The 20,348-nt window shown below is 60.5% G+C and carries 24 protein-coding genes, 1 tRNA gene, 1 other RNA gene and 1 pseudogene; 12 read left to right on the top strand and 15 right to left on the bottom strand.

Going from position 1 to position 20,348, the window contains the following annotated elements:
• Positions 1–146: 146 nt before the first annotated feature.
• From BN2694_RS17985 to BN2694_RS01935, 3 genes and pseudogenes are all read left to right on the top strand, one after another.
• Positions 147–1,465: pseudogene (locus tag BN2694_RS17985) on the top strand (restriction endonuclease).
• A gap of 117 nt (positions 1,466–1,582) precedes the next feature.
• On the top strand, positions 1,583–2,662 hold the full coding sequence (locus BN2694_RS17325) for a hypothetical protein (protein ID WP_210408897.1): 1,080 nt from the start codon (positions 1,583–1,585) through the stop codon (positions 2,660–2,662).
• Positions 2,659–3,210 (top strand): hypothetical protein, encoded by a 552-nt coding sequence (locus BN2694_RS01935; protein WP_135662109.1) that lies wholly within the window; start codon positions 2,659–2,661, stop codon positions 3,208–3,210. The genes BN2694_RS17325 and BN2694_RS01935 overlap by 4 nt, the downstream gene beginning before the upstream one ends.
• A gap of 16 nt (positions 3,211–3,226) precedes the next feature.
• Here the strand turns inward: BN2694_RS01935 and BN2694_RS01930 are convergent, their stop codons facing one another.
• From BN2694_RS01930 to BN2694_RS01910, 5 genes are all read right to left on the bottom strand, one after another.
• On the bottom strand, positions 3,227–3,652 hold the full coding sequence (locus BN2694_RS01930; protein WP_135662107.1) for a hypothetical protein: 426 nt from the start codon (positions 3,650–3,652) through the stop codon (positions 3,227–3,229).
• Between the two features lie 2 nt (positions 3,653–3,654).
• Positions 3,655–4,173 carry a DUF7342 family protein gene (locus tag BN2694_RS01925; protein ID WP_135662105.1) on the bottom strand — a complete coding sequence of 173 codons (519 nt, stop codon included), beginning with the start codon at positions 4,171–4,173 and terminating at the stop codon, positions 3,655–3,657.
• 98 nt (positions 4,174–4,271) lie between these two features.
• Positions 4,272–4,775 carry a metal-dependent hydrolase gene (locus BN2694_RS01920; RefSeq protein ID WP_135662103.1) on the bottom strand — a complete coding sequence of 168 codons (504 nt, stop codon included), beginning with the start codon at positions 4,773–4,775 and terminating at the stop codon, positions 4,272–4,274.
• Positions 4,776–4,781: 6 nt separating this feature from the next.
• Positions 4,782–5,708, bottom strand: a complete 927-nt coding sequence (locus tag BN2694_RS01915; RefSeq protein ID WP_135662101.1) for an ADP-ribosylglycohydrolase family protein — start codon at positions 5,706–5,708, stop codon at positions 4,782–4,784.
• 956 nt (positions 5,709–6,664) lie between these two features.
• Positions 6,665–6,739, bottom strand: a tRNA-Arg gene (locus BN2694_RS01910).
• Positions 6,740–6,846: 107 nt separating this feature from the next.
• On the opposite strand from BN2694_RS01910, the gene BN2694_RS01905 reads away from it, so the two are divergent.
• The gene (locus BN2694_RS01905; protein ID WP_135662099.1) at positions 6,847–7,260 is read left to right on the top strand and encodes a CoA-binding protein; all 414 of its coding nucleotides are present in this window, start codon (positions 6,847–6,849) and stop codon (positions 7,258–7,260) included.
• 17 nt (positions 7,261–7,277) lie between these two features.
• Here BN2694_RS01905 and BN2694_RS01900 read toward each other — a convergent pair whose 3' ends face one another.
• Positions 7,278–7,616 (bottom strand): DUF5798 family protein, encoded by a 339-nt coding sequence (locus tag BN2694_RS01900; protein ID WP_135662097.1) that lies wholly within the window; start codon positions 7,614–7,616, stop codon positions 7,278–7,280.
• 84 nt (positions 7,617–7,700) lie between these two features.
• Here BN2694_RS01900 and BN2694_RS01895 point away from each other — a divergent pair, with 84 nt between their 5' ends.
• Together BN2694_RS01895 and ffs are read left to right on the top strand one after the other, a co-directional pair.
• Positions 7,701–8,084, top strand: coding sequence for a DUF7548 family protein (locus BN2694_RS01895; protein WP_135662095.1), 384 nt, complete (start codon positions 7,701–7,703; stop codon positions 8,082–8,084).
• A 75-nt stretch (positions 8,085–8,159) separates the two neighbouring features.
• Positions 8,160–8,473: signal recognition particle sRNA (gene ffs / locus BN2694_RS01890), an RNA gene on the top strand.
• 88 nt (positions 8,474–8,561) lie between these two features.
• Here the strand turns inward: ffs and BN2694_RS17500 are convergent.
• Entirely contained in the window at positions 8,562–8,822 is a 261-nt protein-coding gene (locus BN2694_RS17500; protein WP_244605327.1) for a hypothetical protein, read from the bottom strand.
• Between BN2694_RS17500 and BN2694_RS01885 the strand changes: the two genes are divergently transcribed.
• The gene (locus BN2694_RS01885; RefSeq protein WP_244605413.1) at positions 8,736–9,071 is read left to right on the top strand and encodes an NUDIX domain-containing protein; all 336 of its coding nucleotides are present in this window, start codon (positions 8,736–8,738) and stop codon (positions 9,069–9,071) included. The two genes, BN2694_RS17500 and BN2694_RS01885, sit on opposite strands and share 87 nt — an antisense overlap.
• A 24-nt stretch (positions 9,072–9,095) precedes the next feature.
• On the opposite strand, the gene BN2694_RS01880 is transcribed toward BN2694_RS01885, so the two are convergent.
• The 3 genes from BN2694_RS01880 to BN2694_RS01870 form a co-directional block, all read right to left on the bottom strand.
• Positions 9,096–10,007 (bottom strand): mechanosensitive ion channel family protein, encoded by a 912-nt coding sequence (locus BN2694_RS01880; RefSeq protein WP_135662093.1) that lies wholly within the window; start codon positions 10,005–10,007, stop codon positions 9,096–9,098.
• Entirely contained in the window at positions 10,004–10,237 is a 234-nt protein-coding gene (locus BN2694_RS01875) for a YhbY family RNA-binding protein (protein ID WP_135662091.1), read from the bottom strand. Before BN2694_RS01875 ends, BN2694_RS01880 begins: the two co-directional genes overlap by 4 nt.
• Before the next feature lie 104 nt (positions 10,238–10,341).
• Positions 10,342–10,629, bottom strand: a complete 288-nt coding sequence (locus BN2694_RS01870) for a ribonuclease P protein component 4 (RefSeq protein ID WP_135665379.1) — start codon at positions 10,627–10,629, stop codon at positions 10,342–10,344.
• Between the two features lie 88 nt (positions 10,630–10,717).
• Between BN2694_RS01870 and BN2694_RS01865 the strand changes: the two genes are divergently transcribed.
• Positions 10,718–11,863, top strand: a complete 1,146-nt coding sequence (locus BN2694_RS01865; protein WP_135662089.1) for a glycosyltransferase — start codon at positions 10,718–10,720, stop codon at positions 11,861–11,863.
• A 180-nt stretch (positions 11,864–12,043) separates the two neighbouring features.
• Here the strand turns inward: BN2694_RS01865 and gatA are convergent, their stop codons facing one another.
• Both gatA and gatC read right to left on the bottom strand, forming a co-directional pair.
• Entirely contained in the window at positions 12,044–13,348 is a 1,305-nt protein-coding gene (gatA, locus tag BN2694_RS01860; RefSeq protein ID WP_135662087.1) for an Asp-tRNA(Asn)/Glu-tRNA(Gln) amidotransferase subunit GatA, read from the bottom strand.
• Entirely contained in the window at positions 13,345–13,623 is a 279-nt protein-coding gene (gene gatC / locus BN2694_RS01855) for an Asp-tRNA(Asn)/Glu-tRNA(Gln) amidotransferase subunit GatC (RefSeq protein ID WP_135662085.1), read from the bottom strand. The genes gatA and gatC overlap by 4 nt, the downstream gene beginning before the upstream one ends.
• A 172-nt stretch (positions 13,624–13,795) precedes the next feature.
• Here gatC and BN2694_RS01850 point away from each other — a divergent pair, with 172 nt between their 5' ends.
• Positions 13,796–14,767, top strand: a complete 972-nt coding sequence (locus BN2694_RS01850; protein WP_135662083.1) for a transcription initiation factor IIB — start codon at positions 13,796–13,798, stop codon at positions 14,765–14,767.
• Between the two features lie 75 nt (positions 14,768–14,842).
• Positions 14,843–15,313, top strand: coding sequence for an NUDIX hydrolase (locus tag BN2694_RS01845; protein ID WP_135662081.1), 471 nt, complete (start codon positions 14,843–14,845; stop codon positions 15,311–15,313).
• A gap of 15 nt (positions 15,314–15,328) precedes the next feature.
• Here the strand turns inward: BN2694_RS01845 and BN2694_RS01840 are convergent, their stop codons facing one another.
• Both BN2694_RS01840 and BN2694_RS01835 read right to left on the bottom strand, forming a co-directional pair.
• Positions 15,329–16,381 carry a methionine synthase gene (locus tag BN2694_RS01840; protein ID WP_135662079.1) on the bottom strand — a complete coding sequence of 351 codons (1,053 nt, stop codon included), beginning with the start codon at positions 16,379–16,381 and terminating at the stop codon, positions 15,329–15,331.
• A complete protein-coding gene (locus BN2694_RS01835; RefSeq protein WP_135662077.1) occupies positions 16,378–17,370 on the bottom strand; it encodes a 5-methyltetrahydropteroyltriglutamate--homocysteine methyltransferase in 993 nt (330 codons plus the stop codon). The genes BN2694_RS01840 and BN2694_RS01835 overlap by 4 nt, the downstream gene beginning before the upstream one ends.
• Before the next feature lie 537 nt (positions 17,371–17,907).
• Here BN2694_RS01835 and BN2694_RS01830 point away from each other — a divergent pair.
• Both BN2694_RS01830 and BN2694_RS01825 read left to right on the top strand, forming a co-directional pair.
• Positions 17,908–18,177, top strand: a complete 270-nt coding sequence (locus tag BN2694_RS01830) for a hypothetical protein (protein WP_135662075.1) — start codon at positions 17,908–17,910, stop codon at positions 18,175–18,177.
• Between the two features lie 181 nt (positions 18,178–18,358).
• Positions 18,359–18,808 carry a metal-dependent transcriptional regulator gene (locus BN2694_RS01825; protein WP_210408896.1) on the top strand — a complete coding sequence of 150 codons (450 nt, stop codon included), beginning with the start codon at positions 18,359–18,361 and terminating at the stop codon, positions 18,806–18,808.
• An 80-nt stretch (positions 18,809–18,888) separates the two neighbouring features.
• Here BN2694_RS01825 and BN2694_RS01820 read toward each other — a convergent pair whose 3' ends face one another.
• Positions 18,889–20,271 carry a phosphoglucomutase/phosphomannomutase family protein gene (locus BN2694_RS01820; RefSeq protein WP_135662073.1) on the bottom strand — a complete coding sequence of 461 codons (1,383 nt, stop codon included), beginning with the start codon at positions 20,269–20,271 and terminating at the stop codon, positions 18,889–18,891.
• Positions 20,272–20,348: the final 77 nt, after the last annotated feature.

The raw sequence follows: 20,348 nt of genomic DNA, 5'->3' as shown, positions 1-20,348 counted from the left end.
GTATACACTGCGAACCAACTCGGTTAAGCCCTTGTCGTCAGGCTCGACGAGAGCCGAACGTATATACCAGATACGGACAAGGGCTGAAAGTGATGAGCAACGCGGCACTCTTGGGTGACCTCTCCGGCTTCGAATTTGAGGACTTAATGGAGGACGTCTTCCGCAACCTCGGTTACGAGAACGTTCGACAGGCTCGACGAACGGCCGATGAAGGGCGGGACATCCTCATGGAGGAAGTCGTCGATGGGAGGCGTCGCGCGATCGTCGTGGAGTGCAAGCACACTGATTCGGTCGGACGGCCAGTGGTACAGAAGCTCCATTCGGCGGTATCGACCTTCGATTTCGACGGCCCGAAGCGCGGCATGGTCGTGACCACGGGGACGTTCACGTCACCGGCACGTGAATACGCCGCGGAGATGCGCGATGCCGGTGATCCATATCCCATCGAGCTTATCGACGGAACGGATTTACGGGAGATCGCCGACGAGATCGGGCTCGACCTGTACAACGGCCGCATCGAGATCATCTGCGACGAAACCCTGCGTCCGTTCGATCCCACCAGTGGCGTCGATGCGCCCGTTCGAGAGGCCTTCCAAGACATCGACAACATTGCCGTCAGAGACGTTCCGACACCTCGGTCACGAGCGGATTTCAACCGATCGTCCTGATCACGGCCGACGTGGACGCCGTCTTCGAAACGTCGGTGGGCGTAATCCACCGCATCGACGAGACCGATCGCTTCGTCGTCCATGCTCGGCGCGGGCGGCCCGAGGTTATGGAAGGATCTGTTCGTAGACTTCTCGAAAAGAACAGACGACAGACGACTGAACTAGACGAGGAAAAGTTCGCTGACGTCTTCGATGCGATGGACGTGCACCGCTTCGGGCAGACCGAAACGGAATACAAGGACTGGGCCGTCGATCAGCTTCAGGATCGTCACACGCCGACCGTCTCCTACATTGGCGACAACAACGTCACCTACAACAAGACGTGCGAGCCGAATCAATCCGATATCTCCGTGCAGTCGATCACACCGGTCTACCTGCCCGAAATTCGCCAGACGACACAGATCAAACAATACCAGTACCCCTACGAGTACTACGCCGCTGGACCGTCACGCGTGACAGTCGAAGACGGCATTCATCAGTGCGTCCACTGTGAGACGACCGGCCAGACTACGGACTACACATACTGTTCCAACTGTGGAAGCATCAACTGTCCGGACCACATCACAACCGAACGTCTCGAACAATCGCCTGTCTGTACGGGTTGTGCGGTCACGGAACGGTTCGCGTTCAAGACGAAGTACTTCTACGACGAAGAGAATCTGGAGACGTTCCGTGACGAGTACGAGGAGATGGCCTGGCACGAGAAAGCACGTGAAAATCCGCCGCTGGTCGCCGGGATGCTACTATCGACCCTTCTTGTACTCACATTCGGCCTCTATAGTATTGGGATCCTCTAGTTGAGCAGGGTGCAGAAGGTCGATAAGAAACGAGAAAGCGGTGGCAGGTGTCCCGAGAGGGAATTAAGCACTGCTAAGCACACAGCAGTTTTATGGCCGGTCTGATTCAGTCGAATTGTGAGTATCGACGTCGTCCCGGATGACTGGAGTCACGTAGACCAGTGGTGGGACTCATATGTCGAAACTCGATCGATCGTTCGACCCACTCCTGAAATCCAAGTGCTTGAAACAGAGAGCCTCACTCCCGCATGGGAAGACCTCGATTCGTGGTGGCTGGAGCAGACGAATTCGACGCCGATCGCACGCTTCGCGACCTCTTCGAACACATTGCACAAGAAATGGCTGAGTGATGCTTGGGAGGATCTTGACCCGTGGTGGGATGACTACGCCGAAACGGGTCAAGAAACGGCAGTCGAACTCGCTGCCCTGCTGAACGAAGCCAACGAGTTGTGGGCAGATTCGGAGGCCCCGTTCGAGACAGATCCACTCGCCGCTGATGTGACCGGGGACCGATACCAACGTGGACCCCTACAACCGAATGTCGAACCGGACTGGTCGCGATGGCTGGCACAATTGCTGCGTCCGTCGCCTGCGTTGATCTCCGAATTGTTCGACGTCACTGTCGATCGGCCACCCGAGACCGTCACACGTGAAGACCGACTCGCCAAAACGGATGACGAGGCCTATCGTCGTCCGGACGTCGTTGTCGTCCACAACGAACGTGGTATCTCGATCGAAGTGAAACTCGGCGACGAGAATTATCGGAAGACCCCCGAGACAGCTCAGCTCGTCGAGCGCAACTATGACGTTCCAGAGTGGACTCACGTCCTTCTCCTCCCCGAATCGAAATCAGAGCGTCTCGAAATGATCGTCGAGCCACCGGTCGAATCGGCTGAGAGCGGTCGATTGCAAGTCACATGGGATGAACCTGGATCGATCGACGTACTCTACTGGCGTGACGTGACGGCGGCGATCCGCACACTCTTCGGTCGCGGTGATGTCGTTGACGATCACTGGGCGGCCAATGCGTATCTCTTCTGTGCAGTCGCCGAACAGCAACTCATGCATTTTCAGCCCCAACCCGTCGTCGATCGACTGGCCGAGCCCACGAACGTCGTCGATGCGATCCAGCCGATTCGGATGGCGAACACCCTGGAGGAACAACTAACATATCTCCGTAAGAGGGTCGATCCATGACGGACGATTTCCTTTCGAAAGGACTCGAAAACGATCGCTATCTGAAGGCACTTCGATTGATCGAGCAGTTCGAAGACGAGATCGAAGCAAGACTACGCGATTTCGATCAGCAGATGGTCGATCAACAGCCGGGTCTATTCGATGCAAGCACCGATCCCGACATCCGGACCAATCGAACCCCGTCGAGCGGCCTAGCACATACCCGGATCAACCACTCTCTGTACGGCCCGCTGGCACCTGATGATGGCAAAACCCGCAAACTGAATGTGCATCTGTACTGGATGCCGCCTGAAGAATACGCTCGGACGGACATTGACGGGGCGTTACGAGCGTTCGGTTACAAGATCAAGAATGCCGATCCCGAGATCGACGACCACGTCGTTGCACAGACGCAAAAAGAGGACTGGTCGATAGAGACCTCCGGAAACCCGTTCGACTCGAACACGGTTTTCTACAGGCACGTCAGTTCAGTTGAGGATATCGAGACGACGATGGAGATACTCGTGGATCACTTCGCCGAATTTGGTGACGAATACGCGTCGAACTAAGCCAGTTCGGTTACCGCTATTCCCACAGCGTTTCGATACGGTCTTCGAGATAATCCAGGACGAGGCGACAAACCTCTCGGTGGTCAGTCGGCCACTGATCGTCTTGGGCGTCGGTTTGTCTGGCTGCTGGCGGCGGATGGAAATGATCCCGTGTATTGTGGACGTTCGGATGGCGATCCCATCGACAGTGCCACGTCTGCTCGTCTCGCTCTTCCTGATAGTGGATGTTGAAATCGTCGTTGCGGTACCAGCGTATCTCGAAGCGAGCCGAGACCTCGTTCGGATAGTAGTCACCAGATAGCTTGACCCGCAAGTGAAGCTTTCCGTCCTCGATAATGTTTGCGGCATCAGTCTGACGACTCCCGGCGAATCGAGACCGCATCTGCTGCAGGACTGCCCGGTCGATCGGCGCGGGACTTGCGCCGTCGTCTACTGGTACCATCGTCAGCTGTGCGACGGCACCGTCGAGTTGGTGACCTCCCGCCGAGCCCGTTCGTGGAGACGACGATCCTCTATAACGGTCGCCCAATCACTGAGGTCCACGTACACGTCGTCGATGTCGTCCGCACCGAATGCGAGGACATCGACGTCAGCAGGAGAGTCAGCGTCGTACTCGGCACGGTACGTTTCGATCTGATCGGTGAGTTCTGACACGCGTGTCTGGAGTTCGTCAATAGAGTGTGTCCGGGCGAGTTCATTCACTCGCCGCCACTCGAAGTAATCGTCGTTGCGTTCGTACCGGGCCGGACGCCCATCGTGGCGGATGACGATCCCGAGGTCGGCGTAGAAGGAGAGATGTGCCCGTGCTGCATCCTCTGAGCAGTCCGCTCGATCGGCGATCTCTGCCGCCGTCATCGGGTCCCGTGCATGAAGGATCGTCCCGTAGACGCGCTGTTTCGTGTCCTCGGCTTCGAACGGGCGATCGAACGGGGGCGGGCCGTCGCGATCCGAGCTGTCTGCCATACGATATCCAACGGACTTAGAATACATATTTCTTTCTTCGGGCTAAATATATCCACTCACCTGCGCATCTGTAATCTGAATTTCACGAGGAGATGTTGTCAGAAAACACCCGATAGAGCGCTCCCTGCTGCCAACGCAACCACTATCGCAACACCACCGAGAATGAGCAACCCGTAATTTGCGAGTGTATTCGACGCACGCGCAACGCCGTAGGTGTAGTGATCGTCCCGGATAGGCGCATACGGTTCGACACCCATCGGCGTGAGTGAATCAGCGGCGATGTGTGAGAGAATCGTCCCGGACCCGACGACCGTGCCGAACATTCCGAGTCCCATGGCTGCTAATAAATCATTCTGCCCGAAACCAATCGCCACACCAGCGACCCCGAGGACCAGACCGACGAGGCCCGCGAACCAGACCGTGTGCGTGATTCCGCGATGTCTGATCCCGGGAATATTCTGGTCATAGTCCGGCACCATCGCGAGCGCGCCGGCACCGATAGCACCGAGCACAGCGATGCCCTGGAAGCCCAGCGCGAGCGCAACGAATCCGACTGGTGCGTACGCGAGTAATGCCGCGCCGATGTGCCCTTCGCGATGCATAACTGGTTAGACCGTTGCGCTGATCTCTGTCGTCGCGAGCGATCTGGCGAGCAGGGACAGGCCCTCACGATAGTCGAGCTGTTCGAGCCACCGATCAGGTAGTGATTCCGTGCCAAATCGCGCGCCGGCAACAGCACCTGCCACGGCACCGATCGTGTCCGTATCGCCACCACGATTGACAGCCGAAATGATGGCTTCTTCGGCACTATCGGCGGTGAGTGCGTCGTAGAGTGCGGTTTGGAGGGTATGCACGACGTAGGGCGTCGTTCTGAGGTCGTCCGGGGAAACGAGATCAGGAACGAGGCGAAGGGTCTCAACCAGTTCCTCGGGCGCTTCACCCTCGACACGAGCGAGTGCGTCAGCAAGCGGCTCGTCCTCGCCACGAAGATATCCAGCGATGGTCTCATTCAAAATGACACACCCGTATCGACACCGTGGATCGTAATGCGTGATGGCCGAAGACTGTTTGCTCACTTTCCGGAGCGTGGCCGGTTCATCTGCAAAAGCGATCGCGTAGGGCGCGCACCGCATGACACTCCCGTTCCCGGCGTTCGAACCCTCTTGACGATGTTGCCAGACTTCCTGACCGGCTGACCGCCAGTCCGTCCCGTGGCTGTACTCCCGGAGTGCGTCGGCGGTCATCAACCCGATATCGAATGGATCGTCTTCGAACCACTCCAGAAATCGGTCGGCGATATCTTGCCCGTCAAAGCGTTCGTTCTCGACGAGGCTCCGTGCGATCCGAAGCATTAGTTCGGTATCGTCGGTGACCGTCCCTCTTGGTTTGCCGTGCGTACCGTTCCCCAGCAGCTCCGTGACACTTCCGTGCTCGCTGGCGATGCTATCCGCGGAAGTGAATTCGAGTGGACGTCCAAGTGCATCACCACAGGCCAGCCCTAGGAGAACTCCCTCAATTGCGTCGGTCGATACCATACCAGCCACTTCATGACCATCCATAGTAAAGTCCGGTCCCACTGATTGCTTTTGCTTCCTTTCCACTTAGACCGATCGAGGATATGATCCAGAATATTAACCACCTCCGCCGACTAAGATAGGACTATGAGGGGAATCGGTCTTCGGCAACTCTCGATTTTACTTCTCGGAATCGGGATGATCAGTGTCGGTGCGCTGGGGATGACTGGGCAACTCCAGGCGAGATCAGTCCTCCTCGGTGTGGTTATAATTGTCACGTCACTCGTCTCGTATTATGTTGGACAGATGACTAGCCATCCAAGCTAATCTTGTCTCTTCCGCAGCTATTGTCGCGCGGCCCTATGACTGAAGGCACTATGTTTCCTGAACAGAGTGGTTACTATTGAGCGGCCGAACATCGGATATCAACCAAAACGGTCCTCAGGATCGGAATTGAGAACTAGCAGGTGACCCGCGCCACAATCCTACGTTGGAATTATTGTCCGCAGTCGCCACTCGCAGGCATTTGAACTCTGAGTTTAATTCCGCCTCCGGGAATGTTCTGATCGCAGTTCGGCATCATCACGAACGCGCCAGCACCCACGTCACCGAGTACAGCGATACCTGAAGCCGAACGAAAACGCCACGACTAGGCGTACGCGAGCAATGCCGGGCCGATGTCCCCCTCGCGATGCATGACTAGTTAGACCGTTGCGTCGAAGTCTGTTGTCGTGAGTGATCTGGCAAGCATCTCGAAGTTATCGTCTCTGGCAACGGAGTTTGGCCTTGTTATTATTCAACTCACTAATGATACGATACACAATAATTATCTGTAATCGGTGATATTCAAATCTTGGCGAATCGCACGACACCGGAGACCCCATCACGAAACGTGATGAAATCACATCGGCGAAGCGGGGAGTGGTTTATAAACGTCGTACTGCCGTCGGCCAAATGTTAACCGTCACGCAAAATGACGGGCGCTGAGGGATTTGAACCCCCGACAGCTTGGTCCGAAGCCAAGTACTCTGTCCAGGCTGAGCTAAGCGCCCTGCCGGGTGCATCTAAACTGTATGCACCCACTGTAAAAAATGTCTCCATCCTTCGTCGTCAATCCACCGCCGGTATGCTTATTCATACCGCACCCGGAACGTGATACATGCCGATCACTGACGACGAAACCCTGCGAGAGGTCCTCGAATCTAGCAACACGATCGCCGTCGTCGGCTGTTCCTCGACGCCGGGGAAGGACGCCCACGATATTCCGAAGTACCTGCTGGAGGCGGGCTACGATGTGATCCCGATCAACCCCTTTGCTGATACCATCTTCGACCGAGAAGCGTACGACTCACTCCCAGACGTCCCGGATAGAATCGATATCGTGGACGTATTCCGGCCGAGCGATGAAGTTCCCGAGATCGTCGACGCGGCGCTCGACCGCGAGGACGATCCGCTGATCTGGCTCCAGTTGGGGATAACCCACGACGACGCGATCGAGAAGGCGGAAGATGGCGGCTATCGGGTCGTTGCGGACCACTGTATGAAAGTCGAACACCAGCGATTGGTAGAGTGACTGCCGACCAACGAAGACTACTGCGTCGCGTCCGCCTCAGAATCAGACGTTTCGGCCGCCGACTGTGCTGGTGATTCGTCGACTTCCGTCTCCTCGGCGCTTGACGCGTCAGCGTCCTCAATGTGGACGTTAGCGACGACTGCTTCGACGTCGATCCCTTGCTCCGTGGCGAGTGCTTCGAGGAGGGCACGCTGTTCAGCCAGATCGCGTTCAATCTCGTCGACCTGCTCGCTCGTGGTCTCGACTTCCTCCCGGAGGGACTGTACCTGGCCGCGTAACTGGTTCATCTTCTCGTAGAGGTCCTCCGCGGCGCTCGTCACCTTCTGGAGTTTCTTCGCAGTGTCACCGAATCCCATGCCGGCGGATTACCACTCGTGGCTTGTGCGCCTTTCGGTCTCCGGAGCGTCGCCATTAAGACCCGGCGGATCGCAATCCTCGATATGGATCGGACGCGTCTTGCCCCGCTTGCAGGGATACTGGCCTGTCTGGCGTTTCTCGCCGCGCTAGCGATGCCGCTTGGATCATCCGGCGGCGGCCTTTATTATGCGACGGGCGCTCTGAACCCTCTCGTGGGTGGGCTCTTCGCCGTCGTGTTGGTGGTTGTCTTTGCAGCCGGTCGCCAGGAACGGACTGATCCCGCCCTCGCCGCCGGAGTCGCGCTGGCGTTCGGGCTGGTGATCACCGCCGCGACCGTCGTCTGGGCCGTCACGGCCAGGACTGACGTCCTCTCGATTACCAGATTCCATCGCCACGCACTCCTCGGCACTGCCAGTGGGGTCCCCCTGGCAGCGGCCTGGTATGCCTTCGAGCTGGACCTCTTCTGACGGAAGCAAGAGAATTTTTTCTGGCCCGCAACATTCCCGAGCCGAAAGGCCCTTATGGGCAACCGGAATAATTTCAGACCGGACTAGGCCGGGCGGTTAGGCCCCGCTCTTCACCCGCGCTATGGTCTTCAGCGGGGGCCGAATCCCGGGGGCGTCCGAACAGACGGGCGTGGGCCCCGTTAGCCAACGTCGAAACCTCGTCCTGCGGGGGTAGCGGTCGGCGCCGAATCGCCTGCAGGGGCGTGCCGGTGTCGTTAACCGGGGGCAACTCGCCAGGCGCGGAAGCGAGCAGCGGACCCCTGGACACCTGCCGCTCGCAGGGTCGCGGGGTGGAGGAGGCACGCGGGACTCCCCGCGTCCGAACGTCGGGCAATCGCGGGCGTCCGACTTCCCATTCATCGGTATTCCTACTCATTGCGGAATGCCGCCGACCACCGTTAGTCTGTCTGCTCTTCGTATCAGCCACCCGGCCACCGCTCATGAGATCAGAGGATTGTTTTGAGCCTTCGCTACACTTAGGACCATACCCAAGCAGCACGACGTATGTCCTGGCGCGAGATTCGACCGGTTGCGCTTGGGATCGTTTAGCGAGGTGACGACATTCTCGTTGCGGAATGTGACGACCCGGATACGGGGAATGTCTTCTACCGGCTGCTCGGCGGTGGCGTCGAATGTGGTGAACACAGTCGTGACACCGTCATCCGAGAATTCGAGGAAGAACTCGGCGTCGAGTTCCACGTCGGTCACTGTATCGGAACGTTCGAAGATGTCTTCGAGTTTGATGGGGAACCCGCTCACGAAATATGGCGCGTCTATACAGGCGACATCGCTGAGGATTGGCTCTGCAAACAATCGTCCTTTGACTTCCGTGAGCCGGATCTAAACGTGACCCCCACGGCGCACTGGCTATCTCCGGAAACGCTCAGGCACGACGGGACGTTTTATGGCCCAGTTGTTCTTGATGCGCTGGACGGTGAACAGCTGTAAGCGGAGAGACCGATCGCGTGGGGCTCAGTCTTCGACTGGTTCGACGACCGCTTCGCCGTTGGCCACTTCCAGCTCGCCGCCGATGGTGCGGTTCGGATACGGGATGTTGATCCCGGCATCATCGAAGCGTTCCTTGACGGCCTGGACGTATTCACCGCGAGTCTTCACGAAGTCCGCGCGACTCGGGTTGGTGATCCAGATGCGGGACTGTAGACCCACAGAAGAGTCGCCGAGTTCGACGAGGCGGACCGAGGGGCCGGGATCGTCGAGGATCTCGTCGTGTGCTTGGGCCTCCTCGAGGATGATTTCTGTCGCGCTGTCGACGTCGTCGTCGTAGCCGATCCCGAACGTGAATTTCAACCGTAGCTGGTCTTTGGCGACAGGGTTCTTGATGACGCCGTCAGTCAGATTGGAGTTAGGTACCGTTAGCAATTCGTTGTCGAAGGTACGAACCCGGGTCACGCGGAGACTGATGTCTTCGACGATCCCACTATGGCCGTCCCATTCGATCCAGTCGCCGATACGGAACGGCCGATCAGTGAAGATGAACACGCCGGCGACGAAGTTCGCGATGACGTCCTGCAACGCGAAGCCGATAGCCAGCGTCGCAGCGGCCCCGATCGTCGCCAGGGCGGTCAAAATGTTTCCGAACCCCGCGAAGGCGAACGCGACCGCGATCGCGACGAACCCGAGAATCGCGCCCGTGAGTTTCCGGAGCGGTTTGCGGGCGTGTGCATCCAGATCCCGGGATCGCATCAGCCGGTTGGCGAGCGGGACGACCGTCGCCCGGCCGAGGACGTAGACCCCAACGGCGACCAGTACGAACGTGATCGCAGCCCCGGCGACATCGGCATACGGGACGCCGGCGTTTTCTAAGAGCCTCGCGATGAACCCGGAGTCAGCCTGCAACACCATCCCGCCGACAGACGCAGTCATCGCTGTATCACCGCGGTATGACCTCGCGTGTCGAGAACAGTCCCGTTCGCTGCCTCGGCCAAATCGCCAGCCAGTACCTCGGTATCTCCCTCGGCTCTGGCCGCTCGCAGAAATTTGACCTTGACTGCGTCACGGTCATCCAGTTGCTCTGAGAGTTCCTCAGAAACGGCATCGATGCCGTTTTTCCCGACCCAGACTGTCACATCCAGATCGTGCATTGGATCGCTCATATTCCGGGTGTTGGAGTCCAACAGGTTTGAAGCTTGGCCACACATCTCGCAATTGTTGTCCGTCGTGCTTCCGGAACGCAAGGAGTGTGCCGGGCCAAGAGACGTCAGTCGTATGGATACCGGGCCTGGGAACCACATCCGCAGGTGACGACAACGTGACCGTCCTGGGTCCGTATGCGAGCGTTTTGGCCCGGTAGTAGATACGCGTCACAGTCGTCACAGACGAAACGCTCGAAAGATCGTGGAATCGATAGCCGGTGTCGCTGGGCGATCCGACGAGATTGACGGACAAATTCCCTGGCGCGGTCGTGTTCGTCCGCGTCCGCCGCCGAACGGGCTTGTTCCGCAAGGATTTCGATCCGTTCGGCCGCAATGGCCGCATCGTCACTCATCACCCGGGCAAGGGCCGTCTCGCGGAAATCGATGTCGATACCGATCGAAGCACAACGCATTAATCGGCGCTCGTCGAACCGTCGAGTCATGACACTGCCGTCGGTCGCAGCCTTCACTGACACATACTTCCCGACGGTCAACGGCGTCACGTACACGATCCAGGCCTGGCGGGACTGCTGGCGACAGCGCGACGGCGACATGCCGGTCGTCTATCCAGGGACGGACGAATACGATCCCGACGAGCGGGAGTATCCGGTCAGGAGCGTTCCGTTCCCGTTTTACGAGGGGTTCCGCGTCGGCGTACCGAAGGTTCCCGACGGCGTCGGCGACCCGGATCTCGTCCACGCGCATACGCCCTTTGGACTCGGGATGAGCGCGATGCGACTCGCCCGGTCGCGTGACCTGCCACTGGTCGCCTCGTATCACACGCCGACCAGCGAGTACGCCGCCTACGTCTCGCTTGGCGAGCACGTCGAGCGGACGATCCGACGGACCGCCAGGCGGTACGAGCACTGGTTCTTCGACCGTGCGGACGTGGTCGTCGTCCCGAGTGAGCGGACGCGCGAGCACGTCCGCGATCGTATCGGGATCGAGGCGACAGTCGAAGTCGTTCCCAACGGAATCGATACCGAGCGTTTCCAGCCGGTCGATCCCGGGGATTTCCTGCAGCGGTACGACTTGCCGACGGATCGCCCGATCATCGGATACACCGGTCGGCACGGTTACGAGAAGTGTCTGCCCGATATCGTCGCCGCGACCGAGGACATGGACGTGACGGTCGTCTTCGGGGGCGACGGACCGGCGCGGCCGGACGTCGAGGCGCGGGCTGAAGCAGCCGATCTCGACGTCCGCTTTCTCGGGTTTCTCCCCCGCGAGGAACTCCCGGCCTTTTACTCGGCGCTTGATGTCTTCGCGTTCCCCAGCCCCGTCGAGACGCAGGGCCTGGTCGCCCTGGAGGCCAACGCCTGCGGGACGCCCGTTGCGGGCGTCGACAGCGGGGCGCTCGCCGAAACCATCGAGGACGGCGTCAACGGCTACTCCTATCCGCAGGGAGACGGCGAAGCTTTCCGCGATGCGATTCGTCGGGCGCTTGACGACCGAGCGGAACTTAGCGGGCGATGTCTCGAACGTCGGGAGACGATCAGCATCGATCACGCCGTCGACCGACTGACGGACGTCTATCAGGGCGTACTCGACGCGGAACCGGCGGACGTACCGAGGAACCGTTCCTGACAGTCGGCGTTCGATCAGTCCAGCGCGCTGGCCACCCGAATGATCGTCCGCTCGCGCGACCACCTTTTTCCGTTCGGGTCCCCGTAGCGGACCACTCACGCAAAAACCTGGACGAAAAACCACCCGTTCGCGTTTCTGAGACGCTCGGTCTGTCACGTCTCGCTCCGCTCACTCGAAGTACTACGACAGCGTGCTGGCTGCCCGGATGATCGTCCGCTCGCCGAAGGCGGGACCGATCAACTGGAGGCCAACTGGCAGCCCAGCGCTCGTTTCTCCCGCAGGCACCGAGATGGCGGGCAGGTTCGCGAGGTTGACCGGCGTCGTGTTTGCGTCGGCGAGGTACATCGTGAGGGGATCGTCCAAGCTCTCGCCGCGCTCCATCGGTGGGACTGGCATCGTCGGCGATGCCAATACGTCCGCCTCCGAAAGGGCCGAATCGAAGTCTTGCTTGACCCACGCCCGGGCGTCTTGGGCTTTCTTGTAGTATTTGTCGTGGTATCCGGCCGAGAGGGCATAGGTGCCCAGCAGGATCCGGCGTTTGACCTCCTCACCGAACCCTTCCTCGCGGATAGCTGCGTACTCCTCGTTCCAGTTACCCTCGTATTCCGGCGTCGGGCCGTAGCGCACGCCGTCGAACCGCGCGAGGTTCGAGGAGGCCTCGCTCATCGCGATGACGTAGTAGGCCTCGACGGCGTGTTCGACCGACGGGAGGTCGACCTCGTGATGACTCGCACCCGCCGCTTCCAGTTCGTCGATGGCATCCCAGAATGTTTCGACCACTTCTTCGTCCGCACCGTCGAGCAGTTCGGTGGGAATCCCGATCTCCAGACCCTCGATGTTGCCGTCCGCGGCGTCGGCGAAAGCGTATTCGCGCATGTCCTCGGGTTCCGAACCGCCGACCTCCGCGTGGGCCTCACGCGTCGTCGCATCTCGATCGTCGGGGGCCGCGATGACTTCGAGAAGCTCCGCGGCTTCTTCGACCGTCGGTGCAATCGGGCCGATCTGCTCTAAAGAGTTGGCGTAGGCGATCAGGCCGTACCGGGAGACGAGTCCGTAGGTTGGTTTGATCCCAACGACGCCACAGAATGCGGCCGGACACCGGACTGAGCCACCCGTATCGCTGCCGAGTGCGAGGTCGGCTTCGCCAGCGGCGACGGCGGCTGCCGAGCCACCCGAAGAGCCACCGGGAACGTGCCCCTCGGCGGCGGGGTTCTCGGTCGGCCCGAAGTGCGAGGTCTCCGTCGTCGTTCCCATCCCGAACTCGTCCATGTTGGTCTTGCCCGGGATCGTCCCACCGGCTTCCTTCAGGCGTTTGACGACCGTTGCGTCGTACGGTGGGACGTACTCGGCGAGCATGGCCGAGCCGGCAGTCGTGCGCACGCCGTCCGTCGAGATGTTGTCCTTGACGGCGACCGTCCGGCCCGCCAGCGGGCCCTCATCCCTGCCCTCGATCGTCTCTTCGGTGATGTAGACGTTGTGACTCATGAGACGCGTGGACCCTTGAAGAAGCCGTCCTCGCTCTCGGGTGCGTTCTCGAGGGCCGCGTCCTGATCGAGGCTCGCTTCAACCTCGTCCGGACGCATGACGTTGGTCAGTTCAGCCTCCGGCTCGACTTCGGGAACCGCATCGAGCGTCTCGAAGTACGAGAGAATATCAGCGAACTGCTCGCTGAAGCGCTCACGTTCCTCGTCGTTCAAGTTCACCCGTGCGAGGTCCGCGACGTGTTCGACCTCATCGGGATCGACGACCGATTCGCTCATGTCCATCCGCTGGGTACCACTGCCACTAAGGGTTTCGAAAGCCCGGTAACCCATCGGAAATCCGGAGATGGATGCCGGTTTTGGCCGACCAAAGAATTTAAATTCTGTTGGTGACAACAGAAGGTTGAGCGAAACCGTTCTTCGGGCATCCTGCCCGTTACGTACTCGACAAATGTCAGATACGACCCTCAGAAGTCACGAACGAGCGACTCAGCAAGAGACCAGCGAGAACGAACAGACCGAGACCCACGTCTGTCCGGAGTGTGGCGGAACATTGCAATCGGACTCCGAGCGGGGCGAGACGGTCTGTAGCGAGTGTGGCCTGGTCGTCGAAGAAGACGAAATCGACCCCGGCCCGGAGTGGCGCGCTTTCGACGCCAAAGAGAAAGACCAGAAGAGCCGCGTCGGTGCCCCCACTACCAACATGATGCACGACAAGGGGCTCTCGACCAATATCGGCTGGCAGGACAAAGACGCCTACGGCAACTCGCTGTCCTCGCGACAGCGCGAGAAAATGCAACGATTGCGTACCTGGAACGAACGCTTCCGCACGCGTGACTCCAAAGAACGCAATCTCAAACAGGCCCTCGGCGAAATCGACCGCATGGCCTCCGCCCTTGGCCTCCCCGAAAACGTCCGCGAGACCGCGAGCGTCATCTATCGCCGCGCCCTCGACGAAGACCTCCTGCCCGGTCGCTCCATCGAAGGCGTCTCGACGGCCTCCCTCTATGCGGCCGCCCGACAGGCTGGCAACCCGCGGAGTCTCGACGAAATCAACAACGTGTCCCGCGTCGAAAAGGACGAGACTGCCCGGACGTATCGCTACGTCGTCCGTGAACTTGGCCTGGAAGTGAAGCCTGCAGATCCCGCCAGTTACGTCCCTCGCTTCGCCTCGGACCTCGACCTCAGCGAAGAAGCCGAACGCCACGCCCGCGACCTGCTGGAGAACGCCAAACAGGAGGGCGTCCACTCGGGGAAGAGTCCCGTCGGCCTGGCCGCCGCGGCCGTCTACGCCGCCTCGCTACTGGCCAACGAGAAAGTCACCCAGAACGAGGTCAGCGAAGTGGCGAACATCTCCGAGGTCACAATCCGCAACCGCTATCACGAGTTGCTGGAAGCCAAGGAAGGCATCAGAACGGCCTGATTCGCCGCCGAATTCGATTTCTCTGTTGCTGGCCCGATCGGCAGGTTGAACTCTCCCGCATTCCCGAAGGCACCCATGGAGACGACGCGTCACTCCGTCGCGACAGTCTACGTCGTCCACGACGGCGAGACGGTACTGCACGAACACGACAAACTTGAGATGTGGCTGCCGCCAGGCGGGCACATCGACCGCGACGAGCTACCACACGTGGCCGCCAAACGGGAAGTGCGTGAGGAACTCGGTCTCGAACCGGACCTCGTTGCTCCCCGGGGAGACCTCGCCTCGGCGACCGCCGAGAGCATCCCACAGCCACAGCACTTTCTTCTCGAAGACATCAACGTCCACGACGGCGAGGTGGGTCACCAGCACGTCGACTTCATCTTCTACGGCCAGGTCGAGAGTCGGGAGATCGCTCCCGGCGACGGCGAGGCGCCACCGGAGGCGTGGGAATGGTTCTCTCCGGCCGATCTAGCGCAGGCGAGTGACAGACTGCCGAGTGACGTCGTCGAAATCGGGAAACAGGCGATCGAATCAGTTGACGAATAGTAAGGATCCGAACCGTTACTCGCGAGCCGGCACCTCGATCGTTCCCGCGTCGAGTTCGGCCTCAACCTCGCGGGCGGCCTCGACGAGGTTGGCCATCTTCTCGTAGGCGACCTCGCGGGGGAGCAGCTTGACGCCGCAGTCCGGCGAGACGGTCAGCCGTTCGGGCGGGACGACTTCGAGTCCTTTCTTGATGTTCTCCTTGATCTGTTCGACGGACTCGACCTCGGCGTCGTGGACGTCGACGACGCCCAGCGCGAGATCTTTCGTGAATTCGGGCTCTTTGAACACGTCGATCTGCTCGAAGTCGCCGTTGGCGAGTTCGAGGTCGAACTCCTCGACGGGGAACTCCAGGATCTCGGGATAGATCCGCGAGTAGTCGCCGTAACAGACGTGCAGTCCGAGTCGGACGTCCTCGGGTACGTCCTCGGCAATGCGTTCGAGTGCTTCGCCGACAATCGCGTGGTCGTCTGGCGTCGTCGCCAGCGCCGGCTCGTCGATCTGGATGTACCGCGCACCGGCATCGACGAGGGCCTCGATCTCCTCGTTGACGAGGTCGGCCAGCGCGTACGTCAGCTCCTCCTCAGAGTCGTAGACTTCGTTGAAACTCCATGACGCAAGTGTATATGGCCCCGTGATGGGGACTTTAACGGGCGTCTCGGCGACATCGCTCGTGAACTCGTACTCGTCGACGAGCCAGGACTCGCCGTAGTCGACCTCGTCGACGACGCTCGGCTTATCGAAGTAGTTGTGCCCCCAGACCTTCACACGGCCGTTGAACTCGTAGCCGTCGATGCGCTTGGCGAAGAATTCGACCATCTCGTTGCGGCGCATCTCGCCGTCGGTGACGACGTCCAGTCCCGCACGCTCGTGTTCATCGGTGATGAGGCGGGCGGCGTCGTCCTTCGATTCTTCCCACTCTTCTTCGTCGAAGTCGGCCGTCTCGTCCTCGAAGAGTTCACGGGCGCGGTCGTGCCACTTGGGCTTTGGAGAGGAGCCGACAACGGTCGTCAACAAGAAGTGGTCGTTGCCGTGGTCGTCCGGGCGGAACTGCTCGCGCGTGTCGCTCATGCTGTCACCTCCTCGTTTGCGGCCTCGGCAAGCGATTCGATCTTGGCTTCGAACTTGTTCACTGGCAGGTAGAACAACTCGGTGTTGGGCGTTGCATACACCGTCTCGAAGTCGTTGGCCGTCTCCGCGAGGAACCACTCGATACGCTCGCGGATCTCTGCCGGCGTCTCCACCAGCGTGTTCTGACCGTCGACGAGTCCGAGCGCGACCTCGTCTTTGGTCCCGTATTCGTTGACGTTGTAGAGCGTCTGTTCGTGGTCGCTCACCAGGTCGTAGCCCACAGCGTCGATATTTGCGTCGAGCAAATGGGCGTGGACCTTCTCCTCCAGAGCACCCCAGTACGTGTGGACGACTACGTCGGCGTCGATCGCAGTCGCGACAGCGTCGATCGCCTCGCTGGCGCGCTCGTCTGTCCCGTCTTCCGGCGGCTCGGTCACCAGCGACGGCTCGAGCAGGTACAGCGTCTCGACATCGGGAAACGTCTCGACCTCGCCGGCGAGAAAGTCGGCGACACCATCGAGCAGTGCGGCGTCGTCGCCGTAGTGTTCGTCGGTCGCGAGATCCGCGAGCGAATACGGTCCCGGCAGGACGGCCTGTAGTCCGTCCCCGACCGCCTCGGTGGCCGCGTCGAGTTCGCTCGCCACGTCACCGTCCGGCGTTAGCTCGCCCTCAATAACGGGTTCACGGTAGAAATTGTTGTTGTCGTAATAGCGGACGATCCCGCGCGTCTCGACGTTGTCGTGGACGGCCAGCGGGTGAGCCAGCATGTCGTCCCACCTGAGTTGTCCCTCGACGATCCGATCTAGCCCGGCCGACTGCTGGGTCTGGAGGACGTCCTCACGAGCGCGATCGTACGCGGCGGTGATCTCACCGCTCTCGTCGCCCCGAATGAGGTCGCTTCGCTGGTGTCCTTTCAGGTCCGCGAGGTCGTCTTTCGCCCAGTTCGGCAGGGGGTACAGTCCTGGCGTGGTCGCTACTACCTCTGGCATTGGCAGGGCTAGGTAATGACGGGGCTTAATATTTCCTATTCGAATAAATGCCCGTGGGTAATCTCCAAGCCGGTAGCCGGAGGCACTTCCGGTAGATGGTATATGCCGCCACCGACTGTCGGTTTTGGCCATTCAAGGGGATTTGTCCCGCGGGCTATTGGCGTAGCGGACGCAACGAAACGGAAACGGCAACGAACCAAAACGTTAATGAGATATCTGTTCTATGTGATCGGTAACCGTGGGGAATACAAGCATAACCGGCCGGTCAGCGGCTTACTGCCCGAAGTGTGGGGCGACGGGGGAGCACGCTGGCACCAGTGACGGAATGAAACAGTACGAGTGTAGGGACGGAACGTGTGGTCACTCCTGGCGAGTGACCGTACGTCCACAGCCGATCGAAGCCCCCACGCGGGCCTGACTCGGCTCCGTTGTGGTAGCGAGCCCTCGACGACTGTCGGGTACTATCTAACCAACCCGATCTACCACGACAACTCGTTCGACCACAGCCACTATTGGGTGGGTCCACCAGCAAGGAGTATGGATCGTCCGCTCCAGTGGGCTCTTTGGTTGTCTCTCGGCGTGACAGTCGGCGGCGGGACATACGTGTGGCTGGTCGCTGATCCGCTGTTCGTCGGTGTGACCGCCCTGTTCTGGACGCTCGGAATGGGGTTCCTCGATAGACGATCTGGTCCCACAAACGGGGCGAGCCGACGCCTGGGCGACGGCACGCTGGTCGGGTGCTGCCGGCGGGCTGACGGCGCTGGCGGCGACCCTCGGGATCAGTCCGACGCTGCCAGTTTCGGCTAATCGCCGCCTCGCACTAGGACTGTTTGTTGTTGGGACCTGGCTGACGGCCGTCAACGTCGGTCTGGCACTCGGGTTGGAAACGGGTAGAATGGCACGGGTCGGCGGTGGGCACTGATCGAGCGAGCAGACTCCGGGGCCGACCCCGGAGTATTTTACGTCGACACGCCAATCGAAGGGCACAGTGAGCCACCACAGCGACTCCCCGGTCAGCGAGAGCGTGGAGATGTATCTCAAGGAAATCCACCTCCTCTCGCGCGACGGCGACCCCGCCCGGACAGGAGACATTGCAGATCGACTTGGCGTCTCACCACCCAGTGTCACTCAGATGCTCTCCCGTCTGGAGGACCAGAACCTACTCGAATACGAGAAACGACGTGGCGCCTCACTCACCGACGACGGCGAGGAACGCGCCGTCGACCTACTCGCCAAACACTGTCTGATAGAACGGTTCCTGGTCGAAGGACTGGACGTGACGGAGGGGTTTCACGACGAAGCCTGTCGTCTCGAACACGCCCTGAGCGACGACGTAGCCACACGACTGACCCGTTACGTCGAGCGTCGGGAGGAGTGCCCAGACTGTTACGACGCGGAGGCACAACACTGCGAACACCTTTCGGCCGGAGCCGACTGAGCGCCCGATCCGACATCTCTGACTGAGCGTCCGACCTGTCAGGGGTGATTGCTCCGTGCGATCAGTGCCGGCCGGCTCACTCAAATGATCGGCTCGACGATATCGACGCCGGCCTCAAGTAGCGCTTCGGTCCGCCGTTTGCTCTCGGCTTCCGCGTAGATCCGCAGTTTTGGCTCGGTTCCGCTCGGTCTGACGAGCAACCAGGACCCGTCGGCCAACAATATCTTGAACCCGTCGGCGTCGTTGACGCCCTCGACATCGACGCCCGCAACCGATTCGGGTAACCGATCGCCGATCGCTCCGATGACGCGGCCTTTCTCCGAATCGGGACAGTCCAGATTGCGACGGTCCTGGTGGATTTCGCCGAAATCGGCGAGTAACGTGTCTATCCGGTCGTCGAGTGGTCGCTGGGCCGTTGCGACCGCCGCGACCAGCGCCATCAGGACTCCGTCCTTCTCGCGGACGTGTCCGCGGATGGAGAAGCCCCCGCTCTCCTCGCCGCCCATCAGAGCGTCGTGCTCAGCCATGCCCTGGGCGATCCACTTGAACCCGACCGGGACTTCGTGGACGGTCTCGCCGTGAGCCTCGGCGATACGGTCGATCAGGAACGTCGTCGAAACGGTCCGGACTGCCGTTCCAGAATCCGATTCCAGTAGATAGTCGTAGATCGCAGCGAAAAAGAGGTTCTCGTCGAGAAAACCACGTTCGGGCGTCACAACGGCGATCCGGTCGGCGTCACCGTCGTTAGCTACGCCCAGGTCGGCATCGCGTTCTTCGACGGCAGCGACGAGTCCTTCGAGGTTCTCCGCGGAGGGTTCCGGCGGCGTCCCCCCGAACGCCGGATCCCGCTCACAGCGCCGTCGGTAGACGGTCGCACCCGCCCGCTCTAGGAGGTCGTCGGTCACGCCCCGGCCGCTGCCGTGCATGCCGTCATAGACGACCGTCAGATCTCCGAGGTCCGGATTGAGCAGGTCCAGCGCGTGGTCGTAGTACGGTTCGAAGAGGTCTTCTTCCCTGATCTCGCCGTGTTCGTCCTCCGGCAATTGGTCGGGCTCCCGGAGTCGATCTTCGAGCGCTTCAGTCACCGCTGGGAGTGCCGGCGAGCCGTCCTCGGGGATGAACTTCACGCCATTGTACTCCGGGGGGTTGTGACTGGCAGTAAGCATCAGCGCACCGGCGAGATCCCGATCGACAATCGTCCAGGCGATCACCGGCGTCGGACAGTCCCGCTTGGGGACCAGGACATCGAAGCCGTTGGCCGCCAACACCTCTGCGATGTCCTCGGCGAAGCCGGGTGAGGACTCGCGAGCGTCGTAGCCGACGGCGATGGTATCGCCGGCACGGCCTGCCTCTTCGCGCAGGTAGTCTGCGACGGCCTGTGCGACCATCTTGACCCGCGGCGAGCTAAAAGTGTCGAGGGTAGCTCGCCATCCGTCAGTGCCGAACTCGATGGGCGTATCCATGTGTGCCCGTGCCAAGTGGGGCCTAAAAAACGCGCCGATTCGATCCGATAGTGTGTGGCTGACGTTCTTCGGCGTCA

Origin of the sequence: Halorhabdus rudnickae (assembly GCF_900880625.1) — an archaeon.
Classification (GTDB): Archaea; Halobacteriota; Halobacteria; order Halobacteriales; family Haloarculaceae; genus Halorhabdus; species Halorhabdus rudnickae.
The sequence above is the reverse complement of the archived record's forward strand: the minus strand, read 5'-3'. Positions and strand labels throughout refer to the sequence as shown.